This is a genomic window from Stenotrophomonas sp. PvP093 (genome assembly GCF_017876915.1).
GTDB classification, from domain to species: Bacteria; Pseudomonadota; Gammaproteobacteria; order Xanthomonadales; family Xanthomonadaceae; genus Stenotrophomonas; species Stenotrophomonas muris.
The window spans coordinates 2467063-2493165 of record NZ_JAGIOX010000004.1; the positions used below are offsets into that span (position 1 = coordinate 2467063).

The following is a 26103-nucleotide window of genomic DNA, read 5'->3' on the forward strand; positions in this document are numbered from 1 at the left end:
GGAATCCTGTGGGCGCGGGCGCCAGGAAAGGTGGTTGCCAGTGTGCCCGGGGAAAGATGAATGGGCGATCAGGGCGACATTATGCCGCCCTGAACGTCCATCGGCGATTCAGCCGCCCGAGCCCGGCAGCTTGCCGTACAGCACCTGGCCACGGAAGCCACGCCGCACTTCGCGATACAACGCGCGGAACGCGGTGTAGTCCTGCGGCTGGCACAGCGCCTCCGGGCCACGCACCGCGTTCTGCTGCAAGCGATGGCGCACGATCACGTCCTGCCCCTCGCGGCTCCAGTCCACGCGGTACTCGCCAGCGGCGTTGGTGAAACGCTGGTTGGCCGGGATGGCGATGATCGGCGCATTGGCCGGGAACTGCAGGCGATAGGTTTCCTCGCGCAGGCTGGCATTGCAGTAGAACGGCGTCTCGTTGGCCGGCGCAGAAGCGGTGGCGTACAGGCCGCGCACCGACTCGCCGCCCGGCGGATCCGGCACGGCCATGCCGCCGGCCACGCTGAAGTCGGCGTAGTCCTCGGCCTGGAAGGCCATGCGATAGCCGAACGGCCGGGTCAGGTCGACCGGCACGCCCTGGATCTGCAGCTGCCCTCGCCCGTCGAAACCGGACGCGGCCATGATCTGCTCCTCGGCGCGCGCACGATTCTGCGCGTTGAGCTGGGAGAACTGGGCGCGCATGCCGATCTCGGCGTTCTCGCCAAGCTTCGGAATGGTCTCGCCGCGCAGGTTGCCGTTGGCGTCGAAGGTGAAACGCACCTCCATCGAGGTGGCGTTGCGCTCTGGCGTGTTGGCCGGGGTGCGCGCCAACGAGGCGTCGCGGGTACGCATCACCGGTGCGCCGAGGTCGCCTTCCGGCAGCTGCCCGAAGCGCGCCCACGCGGTGGTCGAATCCAGGTACAGATCGAACTCGGGGATGTAGGTGATGGCGTGGTTGAAGCGGCCCAGCACCGGAATCTTCGGCAGCGTCGGGCCGCCGCCGGCACCGATCAGCACCGGCGAACTGGCGATGCCCTTGGCCGCCAGCAGCGCCTCCAGGATCGTCACATGGTCCTTGCAGTCACCGTAGTGGTTGTCGAGGATGCTCTGCGCGCTGTTCGGCTCCAGGCCGCCATTGCCCAGGTAAACCGCCACATAGCGGATGTTCTGCGCCACCCAGCGGTACAGCGCATCGGCCTGCTCGCGCCGGTCGCTGATGCCAGCGGTGATCTCATCAGCCAGCGCCTGCAGCGCCGGGGTCACGTCGGCCGCCGGGCCGGCCTTGAGCTGGTAGGCGCGTCCCATCTGCGACCAGTCACGATACGTGCTGGCCATGATGTTCGGGCCGAACTCCCAGCCCGCCGCCGACCAGTTCTGTGCCGGCATGGCTTCGCGCCGCTGGTAGCGCCAGCGCCACTGCGCCTGGCCGTTCTTCACCGTCGGGCGATCGCTGCCCTGCACGCCGCGGCTGTCGACGAACATCGGCAGGTTGGCCGGCGCAGTCAGGGTGACCTCGGCGTCTTCGTACTCGGTGAAGACGTTGAAGGTCTCCCACAAGCCGAAATAGCCCGGGAAGTACGGCGTGGCCTGGGTGCGGCGCACCTGGTAGTACAGGCGCGTGCCCGGGGCCAGGTTCGGGAACACGATCACCCGCACCTTGCGGTCGGCATACATCGCCGCCGAGGCGCTGGAGTAACTCTCCTGGGTGTAGATGCGATCGGCCGGCACGTCGCGCCGCTGGCCATCGGCGGTGATGGTGTAGGCACCGAGCACTTCCAGCGTCTCCATCTTTTCGCTGTAGCTCAGCCGCACCTGGCTGAACTGCTCGACGGAAGCCTTGGTCTTGAGCAGGACTTCGTAGGTTTCGGTCTGCACATTGCCCGCATCCGGCCGCACCTGGTAGTCGGCGCGGTAACGGACAATGCTGAAATTATTGCTGGCTTCGGTATCGCCGCTGGTGGAAGGCGGCGCCGTGGCGGGCGCGGAGGTGGCGGTTTCTGCCAGTGCCGGGCCGGCAGCCAGGAAGGCTGCCAGCGCCAGCGCCAGCGCGCTTGGTACGGGGTGAAGCATGCGTCGGTTCCTTGGACGTCGTGGGGGATACGTCGGGCCTTACTTCGGCGGCGGCGGTGCCAGCACCGTGCGGTCGCCGTTGTGCTCGGGCGGGCTGACCACGCCGGCCGCTTCCATGGCCTCGATCAGTCGCGCTGCACGGTTGTAGCCGATCTTCAGCCGGCGCTGCACGCCGGAAATCGAGGCGCGGCGGGTCTCGGTGACCACCCGCAGCGCTTCGTCATACAGCGGGTCGGACTCGTCGCCGGCCGCACTGGTCTCGGGCAGGCCGGTGGCACCGACGACCACGCCGTCGCCCATCGTCTGCACCTCGTCCAACACCCCGTCGACATAGTCGGCCGGGCCCATCGCCTTGAGGTGCTCGACCACGCGGTGCACTTCGTCATCGGACACGAACGCACCATGCACGCGCTCGGGCAGCGCGGTGCCCGGCGGCAGGTACAGCATGTCGCCGTGGCCCAGCAGGGTTTCCGCGCCGGACTGGTCGAGGATGGTGCGCGAGTCGATCTTGGAGCTGACCTGGAAGGCGATACGGGTCGGGATGTTGGCCTTGATCAGGCCGGTGATCACGTCCACCGACGGGCGCTGCGTGGCCAGGATCAGGTGGATGCCGGCCGCACGCGCCTTCTGTGCCAGGCGCGCGATCAGCTCTTCCACCTTCTTGCCGACGATCATCATCATGTCGGCGAATTCGTCGATGAAGATGACGATGAACGGCAGCGTCTCCAATGGACGCGGCGCCTCGCCCAGCTCCGGGTTCGGCTTGAACAGCGGGTCCATCAGCGGCTGGCCGGCATCCTGCGCTTCCTTCACCTTCTTGTTGAAGCCGGCCAGGTTGCGCACGCCCACCGCGCTCATCAACTTGTAGCGGCGCTCCATCTCGGCCACGCACCAGCGCAGGCCGTTGGCAGCCTCCTTCATGTCGGTGACCACCGGCGCCAGCAGGTGCGGGATGCCCTGGTAGACGCTCAGCTCGAGCATCTTCGGGTCGATCATCAGCATCCGCAGGTCTTTCGGCGAGGCCTTGAACAGCAGGCTCAGCACCATCGCGTTGACCGCCACCGACTTGCCCGAACCGGTGGTACCGGCCACCAGCAGGTGCGGCATGCGCGCCAGATCGGCCACGGTCGAGCGCCCGGCAATGTCCTTGCCCAGCGCCAGGGTCAGCACGCTGGCCGACTTGTCGTATTCCTTCGAGCGCAACAGCTCGGACAGGTAGATCATCTCGCGGGTGACGTTGGGAATTTCCAGGCCGATCACCGACTTGCCCGGAATCACGTCGACCACGCGCACCGACTTCACCGACAGGCCGCGCGCGATGTCCTTGTCCAGCGAACTGATCTGGCTGACCTTGATGCCCGGCGCGGGCTCGATCTCGAAGCGGGTGATGACCGGGCCGGGATTGGCGCCGACCACCTGGGCGTCGATGCGGAAATCCTTCAGCTTGAACTCGATCTGCCGTGACAGCGCGTCCAGGGTTTCCTTGTCGTAGCCCACCGGCTGCGGCTTGGGGTCGTCCAGCAGGGCCAACGGCGGCAGGTCCGAGCCGTCGCCGTTGACGCCACGGAACATCGGGATCTGCGTGTCGCGCTTGGCCCGGTCACTCTTCTCGATCACCGGTTCCGGGCGCGGCTCGATCTTCACCGGCTCGCGCTTGGCGCGGACCTCGGCATCGGCCTTGCGCACTTCCTGGCGCTCCTCGCGCATCACCCGGGTCTGCTGCCACTCGGTGACTTCTTCCTTCTTGCGCGCCAGCAACGGTGCCAGCGACATCACGCCGCGGCCGATCTTTTCCATCACCGTGAACCAGGACAGCCCGGTGGCCAGGGTGATCGAGGCCAGCAGCAGCACCAGCACGAACAGGTTCGCGCCCAGCGCACCGAAGCCCACCGTGAGCGAATTGCCAACCAGCTTGCCGAGAATGCCGCCGGCGCTGGAGACATCGCAACTGAACAGGCGTACATGCAGGAAGCCGGTGCCGGCGATAAGGAATCCGACCAGGCCGACCAGGCGCAGCGCCGGGTCCAGGTCGTTCTCGCCCTTGCTCTCGCGCTTGAGGCCGAACATGGCAATCCACGACAGCGCACCGAGCACCACCGGCAGCAGGAAGGCGATGTAGCCGAACAACTGCAGCAGCACGTCGGCGATCCAGGCGCCCGCGCGACCACCGAGGTTGTGCACCGGCGCGACCACGCTGCCGGTATGCGACCAGCCCGGATCCGTCGCTGAATAGGTGAAAAGACTTGCCGCCAGATAGAGCAGGGCCGGCGCGATCGCGATCAGGCCCAGGTCGCGCCAGAGGCGCTGGCGGCGTGGATTGTCGGTCGTCGCCGCCGCGGCCGTGCGACGTGACGCCTTGCTGTCGTCCGACTTGGAGCGTTCAGGGACCTGCTTCGCCACCTTAGACCATACCTTTGGAATGCGCTGTTAGTGATTGATAATAAATGAGACGGCGTCAGTTTTCAGTTATGCGACTTCTGACCGGGCCCGGACAGGGCCGAAACCACCGCTGGATGACGGCGTTCTGTTCATCGGCTTGAATCGCCCTGCCCCAGCCGCCACTCTATGACCAGCCACGGATGCTGCGCAAACATCGCCAGCGCCTTGTCCCATCTACCTTTTCGCGAGTCTACATGAGCACCAGCCTGCCCTCCCGCCACCAGCGCCTCGTCATCCTCGGTTCCGGACCGGCCGGCTGGACCGCCGCCGTCTACGCCGCCCGTGCCAACCTGAAGCCGGTCGTCATCACCGGCCTGCAGCAGGGCGGCCAGCTGATGACCACCACCGAGGTGGACAACTGGCCGGGTGACGCCCACGGCCTGATGGGCCCGGACCTCATGGCGCGCATGCAGTCCCACGCCGAGCGCTTCGAGACCGAGGTCATCTTCGACCACATCCACACCGCCGACCTGTCGCAGCGCCCGTTCAAGCTGATCGGCGACAGTCACGAGTACACCTGCGACGCGCTGATCATCGCCACCGGCGCCACCGCCAAGTACCTGGGCATCCCGACCGAAGACGAGTTCAAGGGCCGCGGCGTGTCCGCCTGTGCCACCTGTGACGGCTTCTTCTACCGCGACCAGGACGTGGTCGTGGTCGGCGGCGGCAACACCGCCGTGGAAGAGGCCCTGTACCTGTCCAACATCGCCCGCAAGGTCTACCTGGTCCACCGCCGCGACACCCTGAAGGCGGAGAAGATCATGCAGGACAAGCTGTTCAGGAAGGTGGCCGAAGGCAAGATCGAGACCGTCTGGCACCACCAGGTGGAGGAAGTGCTGGGCAACGACGCCGGCGTGACCGGCGTGCGCGTGAAGTCCACCCTGGACGGCGGCACCCGCGACATCGATGCCCACGGCTTCTTCGTGGCCATCGGCCACCACCCGAACACCACCCTGTTCGACGGCCAGCTGGCGATGAACAACGGCTACCTGGAAATCCGTTCGGGCCTGGGCGGCAACGCTACCCAGACCTCGGTGGAAGGCGTGTTCGCCGCCGGCGACGTGGCCGACCAGCACTACCGCCAGGCGATCACCTCGGCCGGCTTCGGCTGCATGGCCGCTCTGGACGCCGAGCGCTATCTGGACGCGCAGGGCAAGGCCAGCTGAAGCGCTGATTATGCTCTGTAGAGTCGAGCCATGCTCGACTCAGGAGAAAGGCCGACGCGAAAGCGTCGGCCTTTCTCGTTACATCCCTGCGGCAGCCGTATTCTCAGGCAAGCCATTTCGATCAGGGCCGGCCGCATCGGGAACACAACGAACGGTGTGAGGCACGGGCTGCGACTTGACCCCATCCGCATCCAACACATGCGTCTCCCAGCCGAGCGTCCCCACGCTGTCGCGACCGCAGCTGAGTTGCATCCTGCTGGGCTGGTCAGGCGAATCGATGACCACCGTCCGTCCGCTGCAGTTCCACCCTGATGGGCACAGCGTATTGCGGGTGATCAGGCTGATCGGGAATTGCGGATGGCCCGCAAACGCCACGTCCACCTCGCGCGAGTCGCCGGATGGAACGTCGACATCTGCGATCGGCTGCCCGGACAGCGGCTCACACGTCTTTCCCGTTGCCCACAGGCGATAGCCCTTCTCCACCCCTTTCATCGACGCCGAGCGGAAGGCGGGGTCCTGCAGCGCCTTGGCATCATCCGGATTCGTGTGAAACGCCGTCTCTACGATGATCGATGGCATGTGCGCCTCTCGGTTCTCCCCCTTGTTCACCGCGTGCGGAGCGGGAGCCACGGTGAATGCCGCATACTCAGGTAGCGAGTGAATCAGCTCCTTCATCGAGCACAGGACACTCTCTGCAAGAGCAGCATCCATCGGCCTACCAGGTTGCACGATCACACGAGTACCGCGCGCGGCCCCCGAGGGTTCTCCATTGCTGTGCAGATGAATCGCTACCTCAGCTCCGTGGTGGTTTGCGAGAAGCGGCCGACTGTTGATGTCTTCACGCTCCTCCCGATCCCAAAGCGTACTGCCTGCGTACGTGTTCCATATCTTTGTCTCGGCCGGATACTGCTCGGCAATCGCGTAGCGCGCAGCTATGGTCCACCACTCCTCACCACTCGGAGGATGAGTCGTTCCCGTGATCTGAACGCGCGGACGGACGACAGGCATTTGGCTCCTTTGCTCGATCATCGCCTTCAGCTCCGCAGCGTACGACGGAGTCAACAACCCCTCGGAGACGCCATTCCATTCATCCCTTGAGGTCACCCACCGGTTGTCCTTGTAGCTGTAGAAATACCCATGGCCGGCTGCGACAAATGCCATCCCGGACCCAGGCGTTCCACGCATCCGCCTCAGCGCATCCCCCGCTTTCCGCGCCGCATCGTCCGCAGCCTTTATCTCAGGAAAGTAGTATTCGATCTCTTTCCCGTCATACAGAAAAACGACACGACTGAACGGCGCCACCTGCTCGGCCCAATGCAGTAGTCCAAAACTGATCTCGCTTCGCTGATCCTCGAACGACGGTCCGTAATCGGCAGGAACGAAGTCACGATCCAGCGCCACGGTCACTACACCGTTGGCGATATCTGCTGATACCTCAACCCGGCGACTACGTGCCTGGCCATCCACGAGACGAACGCGCTCCAGAATTTCGCGCGCCTTCTGGGTCAAGAGGATGTCGAGCCCAGTGTCCTGCTCCACCGCAGGAGGAGCGTCAACGGCCTGCGCGGGGCTTATCAACAGTCCGCCACCCAGAAGAGACAGCAGGACAGAAAGGGATCCAAGGCGAAATTTCTGGTTCATTTTGGCTACTCCATGCAAAGAGTGAATGCACCGCTCCAGCGGCGCAGCTCACTCTGCCCCTGTGCATTCAGGCATTCCGCAACCAAGCGCACACGGATGGACAATTCAAACTTTCCTCACCCCCAACCGGAACAAACCAACCCAGCTCCGCCAGCACCGTTCGCGATCCACCTGGCCTATCCTTGCCAACCATGCCCTCCCCCCGCTTCCTCGACTCCCTGCAGTCCATTCCCGCCACCGACTGGGATGCCCTGCACGACGGCCAGAATCCGTTCGTCAGCCACGCCTTCCTCTCAGGCCTGGAACAGCACGGCTGCCTGCGCGAGGACTGGGGCTGGCAGCCCCGGCACTTCACGCTGTGGGAGGGCGAGCGCCTGATCGGCGCAATTCCGGGCTACCTGAAGACCAACTCCCACGGTGAATTCGTGTTTGACCATGCCTGGGCGAACGCCTATGCCCGCCATGGCCGCGACTACTACCCGAAATGGCTGGGCGCGGTGCCGTACTCGCCGGTCACCGGGCCGCGCCTGCTGGCCCGTCACGATTCAGAGCGCACCACGCTGCTGTCGGCGTTGCGCAATGCACTGCCGGGACTGGCCGTGTCATCGGCCCATATCAACTTCCACGCCGCAGCGGACGAGGCGCTGTTCGGCGATGACTGGCTGCTGCGCGAGGACGTGCAGTTCCAGTGGCAGAACCCGGGTGACTGGGCGACATTCGACCAGTTCCTCGGCGCGATGAACCACAAGCACCGCAAGAACATCCGCCAGGAACGGGCCAAGGTCGCCCGCCAGGGCATCAGCTTCCGCGTGGTGCATGGCGACGACGCCAGCCGCGCCGACCTGCAGGCGATGTACCGCTTCTACCTGCAGACCTTCCTTGAGTACGGCAATGCCCCGGCCCTGACCGAGGCCTTCCTGCGCCATCTGGCCATTTCATTGGGGCGCGGGCTGGTACTGTTCCTGGCCGAGCAGGAAGGCCAGCCGATTGCCGGCGCGCTCTGCCTGCGCGGCGGTGACACGCTGTACGGCCGCTACTGGGGCGGCGCCACCCTGCCCGGCCTGCACTTCGAAGCCTGTTACTACCAGGGCATCGAGTACTGCCTGCGCGAAGGCCTGAGCCGTTTCGAACCCGGCGCACAGGGCGAGCACAAGCTGGCGCGCGGCTTCCTGCCTACACTGGTGCGCAGCCGGCACTGGGTGGCTGATGCGGATTTCGCCGAGGCGTTGCAGGAGTGGTGCCGGCAGGAGCGACGGGATGTGCGGCGCTACCAGCAGGAGCTGCAGGGGCACAGCCCATTTCGCGCGGACGGGTGACCTGCCAACCAAGGTTGGCATCTACCGCGGCATTCACGCGGGGCCGCGACGAATACAATGCCGGCATGACCCGCCAGCTGCCCTGGCGCCTGGCCGACGCGCCGGACGCCCCCTTCCCGCCGGCCGAGACCGCCCTGCGCCAGCCCGACGGCCTGCTCGCCGTGGGCGGCGACCTGCACCCGGCGCGCCTGCTCAACGCGTATGCGGGCGGCATCTTTCCATGGTTCAGCGAGGGCGAGCCGATCCTGTGGTGGTCGCCCGACCCGCGCATGGTGTTCCGTACCGATGGCGTGCATCTGTCCAGCCGCTTCCGGCGCCAGTTGCGCGGCAGCACATGGGAGGTCACCGCCGACACCGCCTTCAGCCGGGTGATGCGCGCCTGTGCGGCGGCACCGCGGCCCGGCCAGGACGGCACCTGGATCAGCCCCGACATGGTCGAGGCCTACAGCCAGCTGCATGACCTCGGCTTTGCCCACTCCTTCGAGGTCTGGGACCGGCAGACCCTGGTCGGCGGCATCTACGGGGTGGCGATCGGGACGATGTTCTTCGGCGAGAGCATGTTCAGTGGCGCCAGCGGCGGCTCCAAAATCGCCCTGGCCGCGCTGGCATCCACGCTTCACGGCTGGGGCTGGGCGCTGATCGATGCCCAGGTGGAGAATCCGCACCTGCTGCGGATGGGCGCCGAGCACCTGCCGCGCGCGGCGTTCCTGCAGCACGTCCGCCACGCGGTGCGCCATGACGGCCGTGAAGGCCCGTGGACGCAGGCGGTCGGACGCCTGCCGGCACAGCGTTTGGCCGGGGGTTAACACAAACTTTGCAAGCTGGGCCGGTCACGCGTAAAATACTGCGCCTTAGGCCCAGCGTGGCCGTTTTCTGAACCGCACAGGACTACATGTCGAAAGACGATTCCATCGAGTTCGAGGGCACCGTCAGCGAGACGCTGCCGAACACCACTTTCCGCGTTCGCCTGGAAAATGGGCACGAAATCATCGCCCACATTTCCGGCCGCATGCGCAAGAACTACATCCGCATCCTCACCGGTGACCGGGTCAAGGTTGAAATGACCCCGTACGACCTGACCAAGGGTCGTATCACCTACCGCATGAAGTAAGCGGTCGGCGCGTTGCGCCACTGCGACAAGGCCAGCCCTGGTTGCTGGCCTTTTGTCATGCCTGCAATCCGGCCCTGCCGGAGGTCATCGTGACCGAACGCACCGTGGCGTCGGTCAGCCCTGCTTGCGGCAGATTCGCATCTTCATCCGTGGCGGCATCGTGGGACCCGATCCAGTCCGGATCGCCATTCCCCTGCCCCGCCATGAACATGCTCCCGCTGACCGCCCTGCTCGTCGCCGTTGCCGCGTCCGCCAGCGCATCGCCTGTGCGCGCCGCCGAGCCCCCTTCCACGGCCAGTGACTGCATCCAGCTGGGCAGCGACCAGCAGATCGTGCGCGCCGGCGTTTCGCGGAACATCCTGCTGCGCAATGGCCAGGACCACTATGTCGTGCACTTCCAGAACGACTGCTCCACTGCCGGCTACTCGCGGAAACTGAGCTTCATCACCGAAGGCCAGCAGGGCCTGCTGTGCAGCGCCGGCCGCAGCCAGCTGCGCACCGATGCCGACCACTGCCGGGTGGCGCAGATCGAACCGATCGACGAAGCCACCTTCCAGAAGAAGGCCCGCCAGCGCGGCCGTTGATGGCGCATATGACAAGGGCGGCCGAAGCCGCCCTTGTCGTTTCAGGTCCGCCGGGCCAGGCCCGGCGTCAGCTCACTCCACCGTGACCGGCAGCAGGCGCTCCGGCTCGGCCTGGGTCTCTACGACCAGCTCGTCGTCGCGGACATCGATGTTCACCTTGCCGCCGTTGACCAGTTTGCCGAACAGCAGCTCGTCGGCCAGAGGACGCTTGATCTTGTCCTGGATCACGCGGGCCATCGGGCGCGCACCCATCAGCGGGTCGAAGCCGTGGTGGGCCAGCCAGTCGCGTGCGGTCGGCGTGGCCGACAGGCTGACGTGCTTGTCCTGCAGCAGCATCTCCAGCTCGATCAGGAACTTGTCGACCACGCGCAGGATGTGCTCGAAGCCTAGCGCCTGGAACTGCACCACCGCATCGAGTCGGTTGCGGAATTCCGGGGTGAAGCTGCGGCGGATGGTCTCCATCGCGTCGGTGGCATGGTCCTGCTTGGTGAAGCCGATCGAGCGCCGCGAGGCCTGCGCCGCGCCGGCATTGGTGGTCATCACCAGCACCACGTTCTTGAAGTTGGCCTCACGCCCGTTGGTATCGGTCAGCGCGCCGCGGTCCATCACCTGCAACAGGATGTTGAAGATGTCCGGGTGCGCCTTTTCGATTTCGTCCAGCAGCAGCACGCAGTGCGGCGTCTTGACGATCTTTTCGGTCAGCAGGCCGCCCTGGTCGAAGCCGACATAGCCCGGAGGGGCACCGATCAGGCGGCTGATCGAATGCGGCTCCATGTACTCGGACATGTCGAAGCGGACCAGCTCGATGCCCAGCTGCAGCGCCAGCTGCTTGGTCACCTCGGTCTTGCCAACACCGGTCGGGCCGGCGAACAGGAAGTTGCCGATCGGCTTTTCCGGATTGCCCAGGCCCGAGCGGGCCAGCTTGATCGCCGAGGACAGCGTCTCGATGGCCGGGTCCTGGCCGAAGATCACCATCTTCAGGTTGCGCTCCAGGTGCTGCAGCACATCCTTGTCGGTGGCACTGACCTGCTTGGTCGGGATGCGCGCCATCTTGGCCACGATCGCCTCCACTTCCTCGACGTCGATCAGCTCCTTGCGCTGGCCTTCCGGCAGCAGCCGCTGGCGGGCACCGGCCTCGTCGATCACGTCGATGGCCTTGTCCGGAAGCAGGCGGTCGCCGATGTGCTTCACCGACAGGTCCACCGCCGCCTGCAGCGCTTCGTCCGAATAGGTCACGCCGTGGTGCAGCTCGTACTTGGACTTCAGGCCCTGCAGGATCTCGTAGGTCTCGCCCACGGTCGGCTCGACGATGTCGATCTTCTGGAAGCGGCGGGCCAGCGCCCGGTCCTTCTCGAAGATGCCGCGGTACTCCTGGAAGGTGGTCGAGCCGATGCAGCGCAGCTCGCCGGAGGCCAGCGCCGGCTTGATCAGGTTGGACGCATCCATGGTGCCACCCGAGGCCGAACCGGCACCGATGATGGTATGGATCTCGTCGATGAACAGCACCGCATTGGGGACCTTCTTCAGTGCGGTCAGCACGCTCTTCAGGCGCTTCTCGAAGTCGCCGCGGTACTTGGTGCCGGCCACCAGCGCGCCCAGGTCGAGCGAGTAGATCACCGCGTCGGCCAGCACGTCGGGCACCGAGCCCTCGACGATGCGGCGGGCCAGGCCCTCGGCAATCGCGGTCTTGCCCACGCCGGCCTCGCCCACGTACAGCGGGTTGTTCTTGCGGCGGCGGCACAGGACCTGGATGGTGCGCTCGATCTCGTCGGCACGGCCGACCAGCGGATCGATGCGGCCCGACCGCGCCTGTTCGTTGAGGTTGCTGGCGAACTCGGTCAGGGCATCACCCTTCGGCTCGCCCTCCCCGCCTTCGATGCGGCCTTCGCCCTCGGAGGAGGAGGACGGCTGCTCGCCTTCCTCGCCCAGCTTGGCGATGCCGTGGGACAGGTAATTGACCACGTCCAGCCGGGTCACGTCCTGCTGGTTGAGGTAATAGACGGCATGGGAGTCCTTTTCGCCGAAGATGGCGACCAGCACGTTGGCGCCGGTGACCTCCTTCTTGCCCGAGGACTGCACGTGGTACACGGCCCGCTGCAGCACGCGCTGGAAGCCCAGGGTCGGCTGGGTATCACGGCCGTCATCTTCGGCCAGGCGGGACACGGAAGCCTCGATGGCCTGCTCCAGCTCCTGGCGCAGGCGTTCGGCGTCGGCACCACAGGCCTTCAGTACGGCCTGGGCGGACGGGTTGTCGAGCAGTGCCAACAGCAGGTGTTCGACCGTCATGAATTCATGCCGGGCCTCACGGGCGCGCTTGTAGCACTGGCCGATGGTGTGTTCGAGGTCTTTGCTGAACATGGATTACTCCGGCGGCAGATGGGGACAATATGCGGCCTGACTACGCGATTTCCATCACCCTAGCGGATTGCTGCGTTCAGATGGCGTTAGCAGTGCAGATCGCTTGATCTTCATTCACTCCAGGACAGCCCACCCAGCATGAGCGAACCCTACCTGAGCCGCTGGCGATTGCGGCGTGATGGCGCGGCCATCGAGACGCCCCACGCCCAGCTCTGGCCGGTGCTGACCGCCGACGGCGAACCGGCGATGCTGAAGGTCAGCAGCGAAACCGAGGAGCAGAACGGCCATCGCCTGCTGCGCTGGTGGGACGGCGATGGTGCCGCCCGCCTGCTGGCCCACGAGGGGCCGGCGATCCTGATCGAGCGTGCCGGCGGCGATTCGCTGCGGCAACGTTCGATCGAGGGCGACGATGACGCCTGTACCACGATCCTGTGCCAGGTCCTGCGGCAGCTGCACCGGCCACGGAGCGCGCCACCAGCGGAACTGGTCTGCCTGCGTACATGGTTCGCCGACCTGCTGCAGCCAAGGGCCGCGCTGCCGCCACTGCTGGAACAGTGCAGATCACTGGCGGAGCGGGTGTTGCAGGAAGAACGTGAGATCCGGCCGCTGCACGGCGACCTGCACCACGACAACGTGCTGGATTTCGGCGCGCGTGGCTGGCTGGCGATCGACCCGAAGCGGCTGCTGGGCGACCGCGCGTTCGACTACACGACAATGTTCAGCAACCCGGACCTCTGTGGCCCGGGCATCCATGTGGCCACCCGGCCCGAGCGGTTTGCCGCCCGGCTGCAACAGGTAAGCGCACTGGCCGGCCTGGAACGCACGCGCCTGCTGCGCTGGATCGCGGCCAGCGCGGGGCTGTCAGCGGTGTGGTTCCGGGGCGACGGCGACCCCGCCGAGGTCGACGAGGCAGTGGCACGCATGGCGCTGGAGGCGTTGGCGGAGGCGTGACCTCCGCGCGTGGTGGGCGCACTCCATCCGGGACATTGCGCCGGGACGAAAAGCAGCCGAGCATGGGCTCGGCTCTACAGGTTTCTGCCTTGGTAGGTGCCCACCTTGGTGGGCACGCCGTGTCCGGAGTCGATGTACCCGGACGAGGATCGGCAGCCGGTCAGGCCTTTTCCATCGTGCACAGCAGCGGGTGCTGGTTCATCCGCGAATACTCGTTGACCTGGGCAACCTTGGTCTCGGCGACCTCGCGGGTGAACACGCCGCAGACCCCGCGGCCGCGGGTATGGACGTGCAGCATCACCTGCGTGGCCTTGTCCAGGTCCATGCTGAAGAACTGCTGCAGTACATCCACCACGAAATCCATCGGGGTGTAGTCGTCGTTGAGCAGCATCACCTGGTAGAACGGCGGCGGCGCCACTTCCGGGCGCGCGGGCTCCACGGCAACGCCGTGCTCGTGATGGGAATCGGGGGAGGACTCATGGGGCATCCATCCATTATAGAGGTTGCACCGCGCCTGCGTCGGCCCGCCGCAGATTGGACGGCACGCACGCCCAACGTCACAATTGCAGCTTCTTTCAACACTGCTTCACAGGATCTTCATGAAAAGGACCCTTCTGCCCGCCCTGCTGATCACCCTGGCCGCTGCCGGTGCTGCCACCGCCGCGCCCCAGGCCGACAAGTCCGTGGCCCGCCACCTGGACAAGCTGGGTTACACCTACGAGGTCGACGAGGATGGCGACTACCGCATGGTCTTCGACGTCGAGGGTGACCGCACCCAGATGGTCTACGTGCGCTCGGCGGTGGAAGACTTCGGCAGCCACAACATCCGCGAGATCTGGTCGCCGGCCTACAGCGCCAAGACCAAGCAGTTCCCGGTGGCCGTGGCCAACCGCCTGCTGGAAGATTCGCAGGACGCCAAGATGGGCGGCTGGGTAAAGCAGGACACCACTGCCATGTTCGTGGTGAAGATCGACGCCGATGCCACCGCCGACCAGCTCAGCGACGCCATCGATGCGGCCATCCGCACCGCCGACGCGATGGAGCTGGAACTGACCAAGAAGGACGAGTTCTGAGTTGAACGCCACGCCGGACCCGCGCTGGGCACCGCACGCCACCGTTGCCACCGTGGTGATCGACGGCGGCCGCGTGCTGCTGGTCGAGGAGACCATTGACGGCCGCCAGGTGCTGAACCAGCCGGCCGGCCACCTCGAGCCGGGCGAAAGCCTGGCCGAGGCCGCCCTGCGCGAGACCCGCGAGGAAACCGGCTGGACGGTGCAGCTGACCCACTTCATTGGCTGCTACCAGTGGACTGCCGGCGACGGCACGGCCTTCCTGCGCTTCTGCTACGCGGCGCGCCCGGTTTCGCACGATCCGGCGCAGCCGCTGGACACCGGCATCGACCGCGCGCTGTGGCTGACCCCGGCCGAGCTGCAGGCCGCCGGCGAGCGCCAGCGCAGCCCGCTGGTGTGGCAGGTGGTGGCGGATTACCTGGGTGGCCAGCGCCACCCGCTTTCGCTGGTCCGGGAGGTCGCATGAGCACTCCGCGTGTGATGGTGGGCGTCTCCGGCGGCGTCGATTCCTCGGTCGCCGCCTGGCGCCTGGTACAGCAGGGCGAGGCCGTGGCCGGCCTGTTCATGCAGAACTGGGCCGACGATGGCAGCGGTGATTGCCGTGCCGAGGATGACCGTCGCGACGCGGTGGCCGTGTGCGGCCTGCTGGGCATCCCGTTCCACTTCCGGGACTTCTCCAGCGAGTACTGGCAGGGCGTGTTCGAGCACTTCCTGGCCGAGTACGCGGCCGGCCGCACCCCGAACCCGGACGTGCTGTGCAACCGTGAAGTGAAGTTCAAGCATTTCCTGGACGCCGCCCGCGAGCTGGGCGCCGAGCGCATCGCCACCGGCCATTACGCACGGGTGGCCCAGCGCGGCCACCAGTGGCTGCTGCTGCGCGGCGCCGATCGATCCAAGGACCAGAGCTACTTCCTGCATCAACTGGGCCAGGAACAGCTGGCAGCCACCCTGTTCCCGATCGGCGACCTGGAAAAGAGCGACCTGCGCCGGATCGCGCGCGACGTCGGCCTGCCGACCCACGCCAAGAAGGACTCCACCGGCATCTGTTTCATCGGCGAGCGCGACTTCCGCGAATTCCTCGGCCGCTACCTGCCGGCCAAGCCCGGCCAGATCCTCGACCCGGCCGACGGCAGCGTGATTGCCGAACACCCGGGCGTGTTTTATTTCACCCTGGGCCAGCGCGAGGGTCTGAACATCGGCGGCGTGCGTGGCCGCCCGGCCGCGCCGTGGTACGTGGTTGGCAAGGATGTGGCCAGCAACGTGCTGTACGTGGACCAGGACCGCGACAGCAAGTGGATGCTGTCCGACCGCCTGCGTTCGGAAACCGCGCACTGGATCGCCGGCTCACCGCCGGCACGGCGCTTCGAATGCACCGCCCAGACCCGCTACCGCCAGCCCGACGAGCCGTGTACGGTCCAGGTGCTGGACGATGGCAGCGTGCTGGTCACCTTTGCGCGCCCGCAGCGTGCCGTTACCCCCGGTCAATCGCTGGTGCTGTATGACGGTGATGTGTGCCTGGGCGGCGCGGTGATCGCCGCCACCGATGCGCCGCTGGAACAACGCCTGCGCACCACCCCCTCCCCTTTTGAGGTAATCGCTGCATGAGTTTCACTGTCGACGACCGCGTCCTGGCCTTGGCCGGCATTGCCCAGGCCCTGCAGCAGGTGCGCCGCATCGCCGATACCGGCCATTCCGACGCCGCCGCCGTGCGCACCGCCGTGGACAGCGTGTTCCGCGTCGATGCGTCCTCGCCGCAGGCGGTGTTCGGTGACCGTCATGCACTGAAGTCCGGCCTGCGCCTGCTGCACAACTACTTCCGCAGCCAGGGCCAGGACCCGATCCTGCCCAAGCTGGCCCTGTCGGTGCTGCAGCTGGAGCGCCGCTTCGTGCAGGATGGGGCGACCGTGAACAAGGTCGCCTCGGGCATCGAGCGCGCCCAGCGCCAGGCCACCGAACTGGGCGACAGTGGCCACCCGGACGTACTGGCCAACCTGGGCGGCCTGTATGCCGACACCATCAGCCACCTGAAACCGCGGGTGATGGTGCAGGGCAACCCGCACTACCTGGGCCAGGCCGGCGTGGTGGCGGAGATCCGTGCCCTGCTGCTGGCCGCGGTGCGTTCGGCGGTGTTGTGGCGCCAGCTGGGCGGCAGCTACTGGGACTTCCTGTTCAGCCGCAAGGCGATGATCGAGGCCGTGGACCGCCTGCTGGCCTGAGGGTGTGGGGTCAGAGCCCTTTTCCATGGAAAAGGGATCCGACCCCGTTGCGCCTGCCCAAGGGGTCGGATCCCTTTCCGGCACGGAAAGGGCTCTGACCCCGAGGCCGCCAAGGCGCCGGAAAACCGGCGCATTCAGAATGCACTTCGAGGCACATCGACGTTAAAGAGAAAGGGGGTACGGCCGATACATCCTCCGTGCACCTCCCGAGAACGTCCATGTACTCACGCATTTTCATCCGTCTGGCCGCCCCCCTGGCTCTGACCCTGCTGCTCCCCTTCGCCATCGGTTTCGAATGGCCGGCCGCCCTGCGCTGGGCGATCCTGACCACGATGACGCTGAGCTGGCTCGGCTTTGCGTGGTGGACCACCCGCGCACAGGCACATCGTTCCCCCGAGCACGCCCGTGTCCTGCGCGAACAGGACCAGCTGCTGACCGAGCTGCGCAACTTCGTCGGCAACGAGATCGACGGTTCGCGTGGCGAAGTGGAACGCGCCCGTGACCTGATCCGCCAGGCCGTCTCCAGCCTGGGCGGCAGCTTCGATGCCATGAACCGCAAGTCGCGCCAGCAGAGCCAGGCCCTGTCGCGCATCGTCGACCGCGCCGGTGATGAAGGCAATGCCGGCCTCGACGTTGCCCGTTTCGCCCAGCACGCCAGCCATCGCATGGAACAGCTGGTGGAAGCGCTGGAACAGGTGAGCGGCCAGAGCAGCACCACCGTGCAGCACATCGACCAGATGGCGCAGCACCTGGATGGCATCTTCGCGCTGCTGGAAGACGTCAAGTCGATCGCCGACCAGACCAACCTTCTGGCGCTGAACGCGGCCATCGAAGCGGCGCGCGCCGGTGAAGCCGGTCGTGGCTTCGCCGTGGTCGCCGACGAAGTGCGCAACCTGTCCGAGCGCTCGACCACCTTCAACGAGCAGATCCGCAAGCTGGCGCACAGCTCCAAGGACGCCATCGCCAAGGTGCGCGAGACGGTTTCGCACATGGCCTCGCGCGATATGGACCGCTCCCGCGAAGCCCGCCAGGAAGCAGCAGCGATGCTCGACAACGTCGCGCAGATCAACGCCTCGCTGGGCGACGGCATGCGCGAAGTGTCCGAGTGCGCCCGTGCGATCGATGGCAGCGTGGCCGAAGCCGTGCGTGCCCTGCAGTTCGAAGACATCGCCACCCAGGCGCTGGGCGGTGTGCACACCCACCTGGACCGCCTGACCGCGATCAACCGCGAAGCGGTGGCCCTGCAGGAACTGCTGCACCGCAATGGCGGCGTGTTCGACGAAGAGATCGCCAGCGCCCTGCAGCGCACCGGCAATCGCCTGCGCGAGCTGCGCAGCGAATGGGAACGCCCGCCGCACAAGCCCGTCGCCCAGCAGAGCATGGGCGCCGGCACCGTCGAGCTGTTCTGATCCTGATGTCCGCTGCCCTCGCCGGCAGCCCGCAAGGCCCCGGTTCGTCCGGGGCCTTTGCCTGTAACCTGCCATTGGATGCATCCTGTACGCGCACCATGACCCTGATCCGCGCCCTGCCCGCCCTCACCGACACCGAGCGCCCGCGCAACGCGAGCGTGCGTGAGCAGCTGCAGCGGCTGGAAGACGTGGCCCGCGAGGAACTGCTCGAACTGCAGCAGCTGGCCGATGCGCGCCCCACCCCCTCCCGAGCCGACGATGAACTGCTGGGCCTGGCATGGGACCTGGGCCTGGATGGCGAAGCCCTGAAGTAGATCCACGTCCTGCGTGGATGGGCCGTCCCGCATGGCATGATCCACCGGTCCCGTTCATGGAAGACCGATGGCCATCGCCCTGATCGCAATGCTCCTGATCGAAGCCGTCCTTCTGATGGCCTGGGTGGCCGGCTATTTCAGCTGGGGCATCACCCTGTTCAACGAACGCATCGCGGCGTCACCGGCCATGCAGGCCCGGCTCTCGCTGGGCAGCCTGGAACGTGACCTGCCGCAGGACAGATGGCTGCAACTGGCCTTCCATGCGCTGCCCGATGGCAGCATGGCGTTCCGCGAGAGCTTCGCACCGAGCTTCGGCCTGCGCTACTTCCCGGTGATGCGTGGACGCATCGTTCTCAACGCGCAACGGCACGAGGTGCGGGTGATCGGCCTGTGCAGCTGGTTCGTGGCAATCCTGTCACTGCTGCTGTTGCCACTGGTGGCGATGCGCCCGATGGTGGCACCGATGCTGCTGGTGCTGCCGCTGTTCCTGGCCAGCTACCTGGTCCAGAAGCGGCGCTATGCGGCCATCGTCGAGGCCCTGCGCATGCAGTTGAAGGCGGAGTTTCCCAGGTAGTTCCACGCCATGCGTGGATGATCGCGAGCGCCAGGGCATCCGTGCCGGCCAACGGTCGGCACCCACCAGAGCTGGGCGCACCAGAGTCAGGCCGCACCGCGCCGGCATCCGCCAGCGCAGACCCTCAGCGCACCAGCACCGCTTCGCCGCTGGCGTCGGTGCGCATTGGCGCCGGGCGCTGCTGGCGCAGCCACTGCGCCAGATCACGCGGGCTGAGCGGGCGCGAGTACAGGTAGCCCTGGATCTCGTCGCAGCCCTGGCGGCGCAGCATGTCTTCTTCCTGGTGGGTTTCCACGCCTTCGGCCACCACCTTCATGCCCAGCGCGTGGCCCAGGTGGACGATGGCCTGGGTGACTTCGGCCGTGCCCGAATCATGCAGCATGCCCTGCACGAAACTGCGGTCGATCTTCAGGCGCCCCACCGGGAAGCGATTGAGGTAATTGAGGTTGGAGAAGCCGGTGCCGAAGTCATCCACCGCCAGCGGCACGCCATGCCGTTCCAGCACGTCGAAGCAATGGCGCAGGATGTCGGTATCACGGATCAGCGCCGACTCGGTCAGCTCCAGTTCCAGCCGTTGCGGCGGCCAGCCATGGGCATGGCAGATCTCGATCACGCGCTCGGCGAAGCCGCGATCACGCAGCTGCACCGCCGACACGTTGACCGCGATGCGATCAAAGTGCAGTCCGGCACGGTCCCAGGCGGTCGCCTGGCGGCAGGCCTCGTTCAGCACCCAGTCGCCGATGCGCACGATCTCGCCGCACTTTTCGGCAATGGGAATGAACTCGGCCGGGCTGCAGTAGCCGATGCCGGGGCGGTGCCAGCGCAACAGTGCCTCGATCGCCGGTGGCTCGCCGTGGTGGGCGTGCAGCAGCGGCTGGTAGGCCAGGCTGAACTCGTCGCGCTCGATCGCCCCATGCAGGGCATGCTCGACGTCCAGCCGGCGCTGGATGCGGGCCAGGGCGTCCTGGCTGTAGTACTGGTAGGTGTTGCGCCCGGCTTCCTTGGCCGCATACATCGCGGCGTCGGCCGCGCGCAGCAGTGAGTCGCAATCGGTCTGCGCATCGCCCAGCATCGCGATGCCGACGCTGGCGCCGACTTTCAACGTGGTCTCGCCACGGCGCAGCGGCTCAGCCAGCGAGGCAATCAGCTTGCGGGCGACATGACCGGCATCTTCCGGCTCGGCCAGGTCGCGCAGCACCACGATGAACTCATCGCCACTGAAGCGGCCGAACAGGTCGTTGTTGCGCAGGTTCTGGTGCAGGCGGGTGGCTGCGGCCTTCAGCAGCGCATCGCCGGTGGCGTGGCCGAAGCTGTCGTTGATGGTCTTGAAGCCGTCCAGGTCGATGAACAGCATGGCCAGCGAGGTTCCGCGGTCGCGTGCTTCCTCGATGGCTTCGGCGGTCTGTTCGCCGAGCAGTACGCGATTGGGCAGGCCGGTCAGCAGGTCGTAGTGGGCCAGCAGTTCGATGCGTTCGTTGGCTTCGCGCTCGCGGGTGATGTCACGGAACAGGACAACGAACCGCGGCGGCAGGCCGTCACGGCGGTCCAGTTCGATCAGCACCTGCACCCAGACGCGCAGGCCGGACTGGCGGTAGAAGCACAGGTCCAGCTGCTCGGGCAGGCCGCCGTTGGCGATACGGGCGAGCGCCGCCTCGAACGCGTTGCGCGAGTCCTCCGTGTACAGCGCCAGCGCCTGGTCGAGGGTGATCGGTTCCTTGCGCAGGCCATGGATGCGGTAGCACTCCTCGGTCCATTGCATGCTGCGGGTCTGCACTTCGATCTCGCAGCCGCCGATGCGGCCCAGCGCGGAGACCCGGTTCAGCAGTTCGGTGCGCCAGCGGATCAACGCATCGGTCTGGTGCTGTTCGGTGATGTTCTGTACCTGGCCGAGCAGGCGCTTGGGTTGCCCGTCCATGTCCAGCAGCGGCTGCATCCATAGCCGCAGGTGCTGCGAAGGCTCATGGCCGCGGGTCAGCTCCAGCTCGAGGTTGGCAGCGCGGCCATCGCGCCACAACCGCCGCCATGCCGCGCGCAGCGCGCCGCGGGAGCGTGGATGCAGCTGCTTCAGCCAACGCCGCTGGCCTGGAACGGCGCCCTGCTCCAGGGCCAGCAGCGAACGCAGTTCCGGCGACCACCAGAAATGCCCGCTGTTGGGATCAAACGACCAGCTGCCCATGCTGGCGATGCGCTGGGCCTCGCTCAGGTGCAGCTGCTGTTCCTGCAGCAGCGATTCGAGCTGCTTCTGCTGCTCGATATCGGTATGCGTGCCGACCATGCGCAGGGGCTGGCCATCGGCGGTGCGGGCGACCACCCGGCCGCGATCGAGCACCCAACGCCACTGGCCGTCGGCCTGGCGAAAACGGAACTGTGCGCTGTACTGCTCGCTGTGCCCGCGCAGGTGCTCGTCGAGCGCGGCGCGCACCTGCACGATGTCCTCGCCGTGCACGCGAGACAGCAATTCAGTGGCGGTCTCGTCGCCCAGCGCCGGCGTGCGCGCCACCCGGTCACTGGGGATGTCCCAGTCCCACAGGCTGTGGCCGGCGCTGTCCAGTGCCAGTTCCCAGCGCCCGCCCGCATCGACCGGCACCGGCTCGGGAATGCTCAGGGTGAACGCCAGCAGGTTGCCGGCACCGTCGTGCACCGCACGCAGGTGCCCGTCGTAGTGCCCCCGCGGGCCGCCCGGCAGCGTGCAGGCGACGATGCCACCATCGGCGGCCATCAGGCGCAGATCTTCCAGCATCGGCGCATAGGCCGCCACGGTGGCCGGCAGGCCATGCTCGCGCGCGGCCGGATTGGCCGCCAGCGGGCGCCCGGCACGGTCGACGATGACCAGCGCCGACGCAAGCGGGTGCTGCAGCAGGCTGGCGATGATCCCTTGGTCCACGCGATCTTGCTCCGGATGACACGCCCGTCAGCGGGGCACGCAGTGGTTAACGGCGCCTGCGGCGGATAATTGAGTGGTCACGGCACGCTGCGGGGTAAGATGACCGGCGCCCCTGTCACCCGCCCCGTCCATGCCCGCAGAACCGACCGGCAACGCCCCAGTTCCCGACCCGCGGATGGCGCAGGCGCTGAGCCGTGACCGGCGCCGGGTGGTGCTGAGCTACCTGGTGATGGCGCTGGCCTGGATGATCTCCACCGACAGCGTGGTGCAGGCGCTGGTGCCCGATCCGCAGCAGGCGGCCCTGTGGCAGGGCCTGAAGGGCTCGTTCTTCGCGCTGGCCAGCGCGGGCCTGCTCTATCTGCTGCTGCGCCCGCTGGCCGAACACGTGCTGCATACCCATGCGCGCCAGCAGGCCTCCGAGCTGCGCCTGCGGCAGATGTTCGAGGGCAACCCCGGGCCGATCCTCGTCTACGACCTGGACACGCTGGCGATCCTCGATGCCAACCCCGCCGCCTGCAGCGCCTTCGGCTGGGACCGCGACGAGCTGCTGGAACAGACCATCGACGCCTTGTGGCCGCCGGGCCAGGACCAGGCCCTGCAGACCAAGCTGGAGGCGATCCGCGAGGCGCCCGAGGAGCTGTGCATCCTGCGCGCTCAGCTGCAGCTGCGCGATGGCGCGCTGCGGCAGATGGAGCTGCGCTCCAACGCCATCAGCTACGACGGCCACAACGCCCGCCTGCTGATCGCCATCGACCGCACCGCCGAGGATCTGGCCCAGCTGCGCCGCGACCAGGCATTGGCCCGGGTGGAGGAAGCCCATGAGCTGGCCCGCATCGGCGCCTGGGAACTGGACCCGTCCACCGGGCTGGGCCGCTATTCCAACCAGGTCTATCGCCTGCTCGGCCGCCGCCCGCCCGAGGCCCGGCGCTGGCACCGCTTCGATGAGCTGCTGGTGCCGGCCGACCCGGCCACCGCCACCCAGACCGAACAGCTGCTGGCCGAACTGTGCTCCGGCGAGCCGGTACAGGTGGACGTGCTGCTGCCGCTGCTGTCGATGGACGGCCGTGCATTGATGGTGCACCTGCGGGCGGCCAGCGGTATCGACGAAGCCGGCCGCAGCCGCGTGCTGGGCACGCTGCAGGACGTGACCGAGCGCGAGCAGTCGCGGCGCCTGCTGCGCGAGCGCGAGGAACAGTTCCGCGAGCTGGTGCGGGTACTGCCCGACGGCGTGGTGATCCTCTCCGACGAGCACGTGCTGTACGCCAACGCCTGGGCCGCCGGCCTGTTCGGCTACGGCAGCCACACCCTGCTGGGCGAGCCGCTGTCGGCACTGGTCGCTGCCGCCGACCTGCCACGGGTGCGCAGCCAGCTGCGCGCCGGCCAGCCACACCTGGGGCCGGGCCACAGCAGCGTGGTGGCCATGCAGCGTGCGGACGGCCGCAGCTTCCATGCCGGCCTGGCGGTGGGCGAAGTGCGCTACGGCGGTCGTGACTGCAAGCTGCTGATCGTACGCGACCTGAGCGATTCCGAACGCACCCGCAGGGCGCTGGAAACCAGCAATCGCGAGCTGCAGGCGATGGCCGGGCGGCTGTTCTCGCTGCAGGAGGACGAGCGTCGCGCGATCTCGCGCGACCTGCACGATGACATCGGCCAGGCCATTACCGCGATCAAGCTGTCGGCGCATGCGGCGCAGGATGAGGACGATCCGAAGCGTCGTGGCGAGGACCTGGCGCAGATCGTCAGCCTGGCCGACACCACCGTGGCCAAGCTGCGCGACATCTCCACCCTGCTGCGCCCGCCGCAGCTGGATGCACTGGGCCTGGAGGCGGCGCTGAGCTGGCAGGCGCGGGTGCTGTTCCGCTCTTCGCCGGTGGAGCTGCTGGCCGAGATCGAGCCGCTGCCGCACCGCCCCGACAACAGCATCGAACAGGCCTGCTTCCGCATCGCACAGGAAAGCCTGACCAATGCGCTGCGCCATGCGCGCGCCAGCCAGGTCCTGCTGCAGCTGCGCGACGTCAGCCAGCGTGGCCTGCACCTGCAGATCCGCGATGATGGTGAAGGCTTCGATCCGGACGGCCCGCGCGGCCTCGGCCTGATCGTGATGCGCGAGCGCGCGCAGAGCGTCGGTGGCCACGTGCGGATCGAATCCGCGCATGGCGAGGGCACCCTGATCGACGTCCACCTCCCCTACCAGGCGACCAGCATGGCCGCCGTCGATTCACCGGAATACTGAGCCTATGTGGAATCCCAACCTGCCCCCGGTCAGCATCGATGATGCCCCCGACCGCCTTGGCGCCGGCAACCCCGAGCTGCAGGCGATGGTTGCCGAGGCGGCCTCCGGCGGCATTGCGCTGATGCTGATGCACGTGGACATCGACCACTTCGCATCGGTCAACGAGAACATGAGTGCCGAAGTGGGCGATCAGGCGCTGGTACTGGTGGCGCAGCGCCTGCAGTCCTACCTGCGCGGGCGTGGCAAGCTGTGGCGGCATGGCAGCGACGAGTTCCTGATCGCGGTGCCCCGCACCGCGGACCTGCCGCTGCCGGAGGACTTCGCTGAAGAGATCCGCCAGCAGATGGAACTGCCGCTGTCGGTGCTTCCATACACGCTGTTCATGACCGGCAAGCTGGGCGTGAGCCTGTGCCCGGAACATGCCAGCAGCGCCTCGCGCCTGCTCGACCATGCCGAAGATGCGCTGTACCAGGCCGCCCGCGAAGGCGGCAATGCCGTGCGCATCCATGCCGTGGATACCCCGCCGAGCGCGCACAGCGAGAGCATCATCGCGCGCCAGATCGTCGATGCCATTCCCAATGGCGAGCTGAAGCTGCGTTACCAGCCGCTGGTGAGCGCCCGCGACGGCCACGTGGTCGGCATGGAAGCGCTGCTGCGCTGGCAGTCGCCGACCCTGGGCATGCTGGTGCCGGAGCGCTTCATGCGCACCGCCGAGCGCCTGGGCATCATCGTGCAGATCGGCACCTGGGTGCTGGAAGGCGCATTGAAGCAGGCGCGGTTGTGGCGCGACCAGGGCTTTGATGACTTCACCATCGCGGTGAACGTGTCCACCCTGCAGCTGCTGCGGCCGAACTTCTTCGCCGAGGTGATGTCCCTGCTGCAGGCCGCGGGCGTGCCGGCGCACATGCTGACGCTGGAGATCAACGAGAGCGCGCTGACCAACAACGTCAATTTCGTCCATGAAACGCTGGCCAACCTGCGCAACGAAGGCATCAGCCTGAGCCTGGACAACTTCGGCACCGGCGATTCCAGCCTCAGCGCGCTGGTGCGCTACCCGGTGGACAAGCTGAAGATCGACCGCAGCTTCATCAAGAGCGCACCGGCTGGCAATCGCGAAGCGGCCATTGCCCGCGCGATCATTGCCATGGGCCACCAGCTGGGCATGACCGTGATTGCCAACGGCGTGGAATCGCAGGCCCAACTGGGCTTCCTGCGCCGCAACGACTGCGATGTGTTCCAGGGCTACCTGTTCGGCGAGCCGATGTCGGCCGATGCCGCCGGCATGACCCTGCGCCGCCGCTACCTGCGCCCGGAAGCCTTCGCCGAAACGCGCCCGGACCGCACGTTGCTGCTGCTGGATGACGAGGAGAACGTGCTGCGCTCGCTGGTGCGCCTGTTCCGCCGCGACGGCTACCGCATCCTGGCCGCTGGCAACGTGCGCGACGCCTTTGATCTGCTGGCGATCAACGACGTGCAGGTGATCCTGTCCGACCAGCGCATGAGCGACATGAGCGGCACCGAGTTCCTGGGCCGGGTGAAGATGCTGTACCCGGATACGATCCGCCTGGTGCTGTCGGGCTACACCGATCTGAACACGGTGACCGATGCGATCAACCGCGGCGCGATCTATCGCTTCCTGACCAAGCCGTGGAACGACGACGAGCTGCGCAAGCACATCCACCAGGCATTCCGCACGTACGAAGAACAGCGCCGTAGCAATGCCGGCCCGGCACCGGTGGAAACCGGGGATGGTGGCGAGGATCGGCCGCCGCGGTGACGATCGGG

The 26103-nt window shown here is 67.0% G+C and carries 21 protein-coding genes; 15 read left to right on the top strand and 6 right to left on the bottom strand.

The features are described 5' to 3' along the window. Positions 1-108: 108 nt before the first annotated feature. Together J3A72_RS13930 and J3A72_RS13935 are read right to left on the bottom strand one after the other, a co-directional pair. Positions 109-2052 carry a DUF3857 domain-containing protein gene (locus J3A72_RS13930; protein WP_014647089.1) on the bottom strand — a complete coding sequence of 648 codons (1944 nt, stop codon included), beginning with the start codon at positions 2050-2052 and terminating at the stop codon, positions 109-111. A 39-nt stretch (positions 2053-2091) separates the two neighbouring features. Continuing rightward, the gene (locus J3A72_RS13935; protein ID WP_209572037.1) at positions 2092-4452 is read right to left on the bottom strand and encodes a DNA translocase FtsK; all 2361 of its coding nucleotides are present in this window, start codon (positions 4450-4452) and stop codon (positions 2092-2094) included. Positions 4453-4685: 233 nt separating this feature from the next. On the opposite strand from J3A72_RS13935, the gene trxB reads away from it, so the two are divergent. Further along, the gene (gene trxB, locus J3A72_RS13940; protein ID WP_140222803.1) at positions 4686-5657 is read left to right on the top strand and encodes a thioredoxin-disulfide reductase; all 972 of its coding nucleotides are present in this window, start codon (positions 4686-4688) and stop codon (positions 5655-5657) included. Between the two features lie 78 nt (positions 5658-5735). Here trxB and J3A72_RS13945 read toward each other — a convergent pair whose 3' ends face one another. Further along, complete coding sequence (locus J3A72_RS13945) at positions 5736-7298, bottom strand: N-acetylmuramoyl-L-alanine amidase (protein ID WP_209572039.1); 1563 nt, start codon at positions 7296-7298, stop codon at positions 5736-5738. Positions 7299-7489: 191 nt separating this feature from the next. Between J3A72_RS13945 and J3A72_RS13950 the strand changes: the two genes are divergently transcribed. The 4 genes from J3A72_RS13950 (at position 7490) to J3A72_RS13965 (ending at position 10309) form a co-directional block, all read left to right on the top strand. Continuing rightward, on the top strand, positions 7490-8614 hold the full coding sequence (locus J3A72_RS13950) for a GNAT family N-acetyltransferase (RefSeq protein WP_140222805.1): 1125 nt from the start codon (positions 7490-7492) through the stop codon (positions 8612-8614). A gap of 65 nt (positions 8615-8679) precedes the next feature. Beyond that, on the top strand, positions 8680-9420 hold the full coding sequence (gene aat, locus J3A72_RS13955; RefSeq protein WP_014647084.1) for a leucyl/phenylalanyl-tRNA--protein transferase: 741 nt from the start codon (positions 8680-8682) through the stop codon (positions 9418-9420). 86 nt (positions 9421-9506) lie between these two features. Continuing rightward, positions 9507-9725 (top strand): translation initiation factor IF-1, encoded by a 219-nt coding sequence (gene infA / locus J3A72_RS13960; protein WP_005409596.1) that lies wholly within the window; start codon positions 9507-9509, stop codon positions 9723-9725. A 203-nt stretch (positions 9726-9928) separates the two neighbouring features. After that, a complete protein-coding gene (locus J3A72_RS13965; protein ID WP_140222806.1) occupies positions 9929-10309 on the top strand; it encodes a hypothetical protein in 381 nt (126 codons plus the stop codon). 72 nt (positions 10310-10381) lie between these two features. Here the strand turns inward: J3A72_RS13965 and clpA are convergent, their stop codons facing one another. Continuing rightward, positions 10382-12667, bottom strand: coding sequence for an ATP-dependent Clp protease ATP-binding subunit ClpA (clpA, locus tag J3A72_RS13970; protein WP_140222807.1), 2286 nt, complete (start codon positions 12665-12667; stop codon positions 10382-10384). Positions 12668-12805: 138 nt separating this feature from the next. On the opposite strand from clpA, the gene J3A72_RS13975 reads away from it, so the two are divergent. Beyond that, positions 12806-13618: an APH(6) family putative aminoglycoside O-phosphotransferase gene (locus J3A72_RS13975; protein ID WP_140222808.1), complete on the top strand. Its 813-nt coding sequence runs from the start codon at positions 12806-12808 to the stop codon at positions 13616-13618. A 160-nt stretch (positions 13619-13778) separates the two neighbouring features. On the opposite strand, the gene clpS is transcribed toward J3A72_RS13975, so the two are convergent. Next, positions 13779-14105, bottom strand: coding sequence for an ATP-dependent Clp protease adapter ClpS (gene clpS / locus J3A72_RS13980; protein WP_006444529.1), 327 nt, complete (start codon positions 14103-14105; stop codon positions 13779-13781). A gap of 112 nt (positions 14106-14217) precedes the next feature. On the opposite strand from clpS, the gene J3A72_RS13985 reads away from it, so the two are divergent. From J3A72_RS13985 to J3A72_RS14015, 7 genes are all read left to right on the top strand, one after another. Continuing rightward, positions 14218-14691 (top strand): hypothetical protein, encoded by a 474-nt coding sequence (locus J3A72_RS13985; protein WP_014647079.1) that lies wholly within the window; start codon positions 14218-14220, stop codon positions 14689-14691. Between the two features lies 1 nt (position 14692). Next, positions 14693-15154 carry an NUDIX hydrolase gene (locus J3A72_RS13990; protein ID WP_014647078.1) on the top strand — a complete coding sequence of 154 codons (462 nt, stop codon included), beginning with the start codon at positions 14693-14695 and terminating at the stop codon, positions 15152-15154. Beyond that, entirely contained in the window at positions 15151-16293 is a 1143-nt protein-coding gene (gene mnmA, locus J3A72_RS13995; protein ID WP_032961890.1) for a tRNA 2-thiouridine(34) synthase MnmA, read from the top strand. The genes J3A72_RS13990 and mnmA overlap by 4 nt, the downstream gene beginning before the upstream one ends. Then, positions 16290-16904 (top strand): high frequency lysogenization protein HflD, encoded by a 615-nt coding sequence (gene hflD / locus J3A72_RS14000; RefSeq protein ID WP_032961893.1) that lies wholly within the window; start codon positions 16290-16292, stop codon positions 16902-16904. The genes mnmA and hflD overlap by 4 nt, the downstream gene beginning before the upstream one ends. A 218-nt stretch (positions 16905-17122) precedes the next feature. Continuing rightward, a complete protein-coding gene (locus tag J3A72_RS14005; protein WP_014647075.1) occupies positions 17123-18313 on the top strand; it encodes a methyl-accepting chemotaxis protein in 1191 nt (396 codons plus the stop codon). A 98-nt stretch (positions 18314-18411) separates the two neighbouring features. After that, the gene (locus tag J3A72_RS14010; RefSeq protein WP_014647074.1) at positions 18412-18627 is read left to right on the top strand and encodes a hypothetical protein; all 216 of its coding nucleotides are present in this window, start codon (positions 18412-18414) and stop codon (positions 18625-18627) included. Positions 18628-18694: 67 nt separating this feature from the next. Then, positions 18695-19201 (top strand): hypothetical protein, encoded by a 507-nt coding sequence (locus tag J3A72_RS14015; protein ID WP_140222809.1) that lies wholly within the window; start codon positions 18695-18697, stop codon positions 19199-19201. Between the two features lie 124 nt (positions 19202-19325). Here the strand turns inward: J3A72_RS14015 and J3A72_RS14020 are convergent, their stop codons facing one another. After that, positions 19326-22085: a GGDEF domain-containing phosphodiesterase gene (locus tag J3A72_RS14020; RefSeq protein WP_209572041.1), complete on the bottom strand. Its 2760-nt coding sequence runs from the start codon at positions 22083-22085 to the stop codon at positions 19326-19328. A gap of 130 nt (positions 22086-22215) precedes the next feature. On the opposite strand from J3A72_RS14020, the gene J3A72_RS14025 reads away from it, so the two are divergent. Together J3A72_RS14025 and J3A72_RS14030 are read left to right on the top strand one after the other, a co-directional pair. Next, a complete protein-coding gene (locus tag J3A72_RS14025; protein ID WP_032961901.1) occupies positions 22216-24318 on the top strand; it encodes a PAS domain-containing sensor histidine kinase in 2103 nt (700 codons plus the stop codon). A 4-nt stretch (positions 24319-24322) separates the two neighbouring features. After that, positions 24323-26095, top strand: a complete 1773-nt coding sequence (locus tag J3A72_RS14030) for an EAL domain-containing protein (protein WP_140222811.1) — start codon at positions 24323-24325, stop codon at positions 26093-26095. Positions 26096-26103 lie beyond the last annotated feature (8 nt).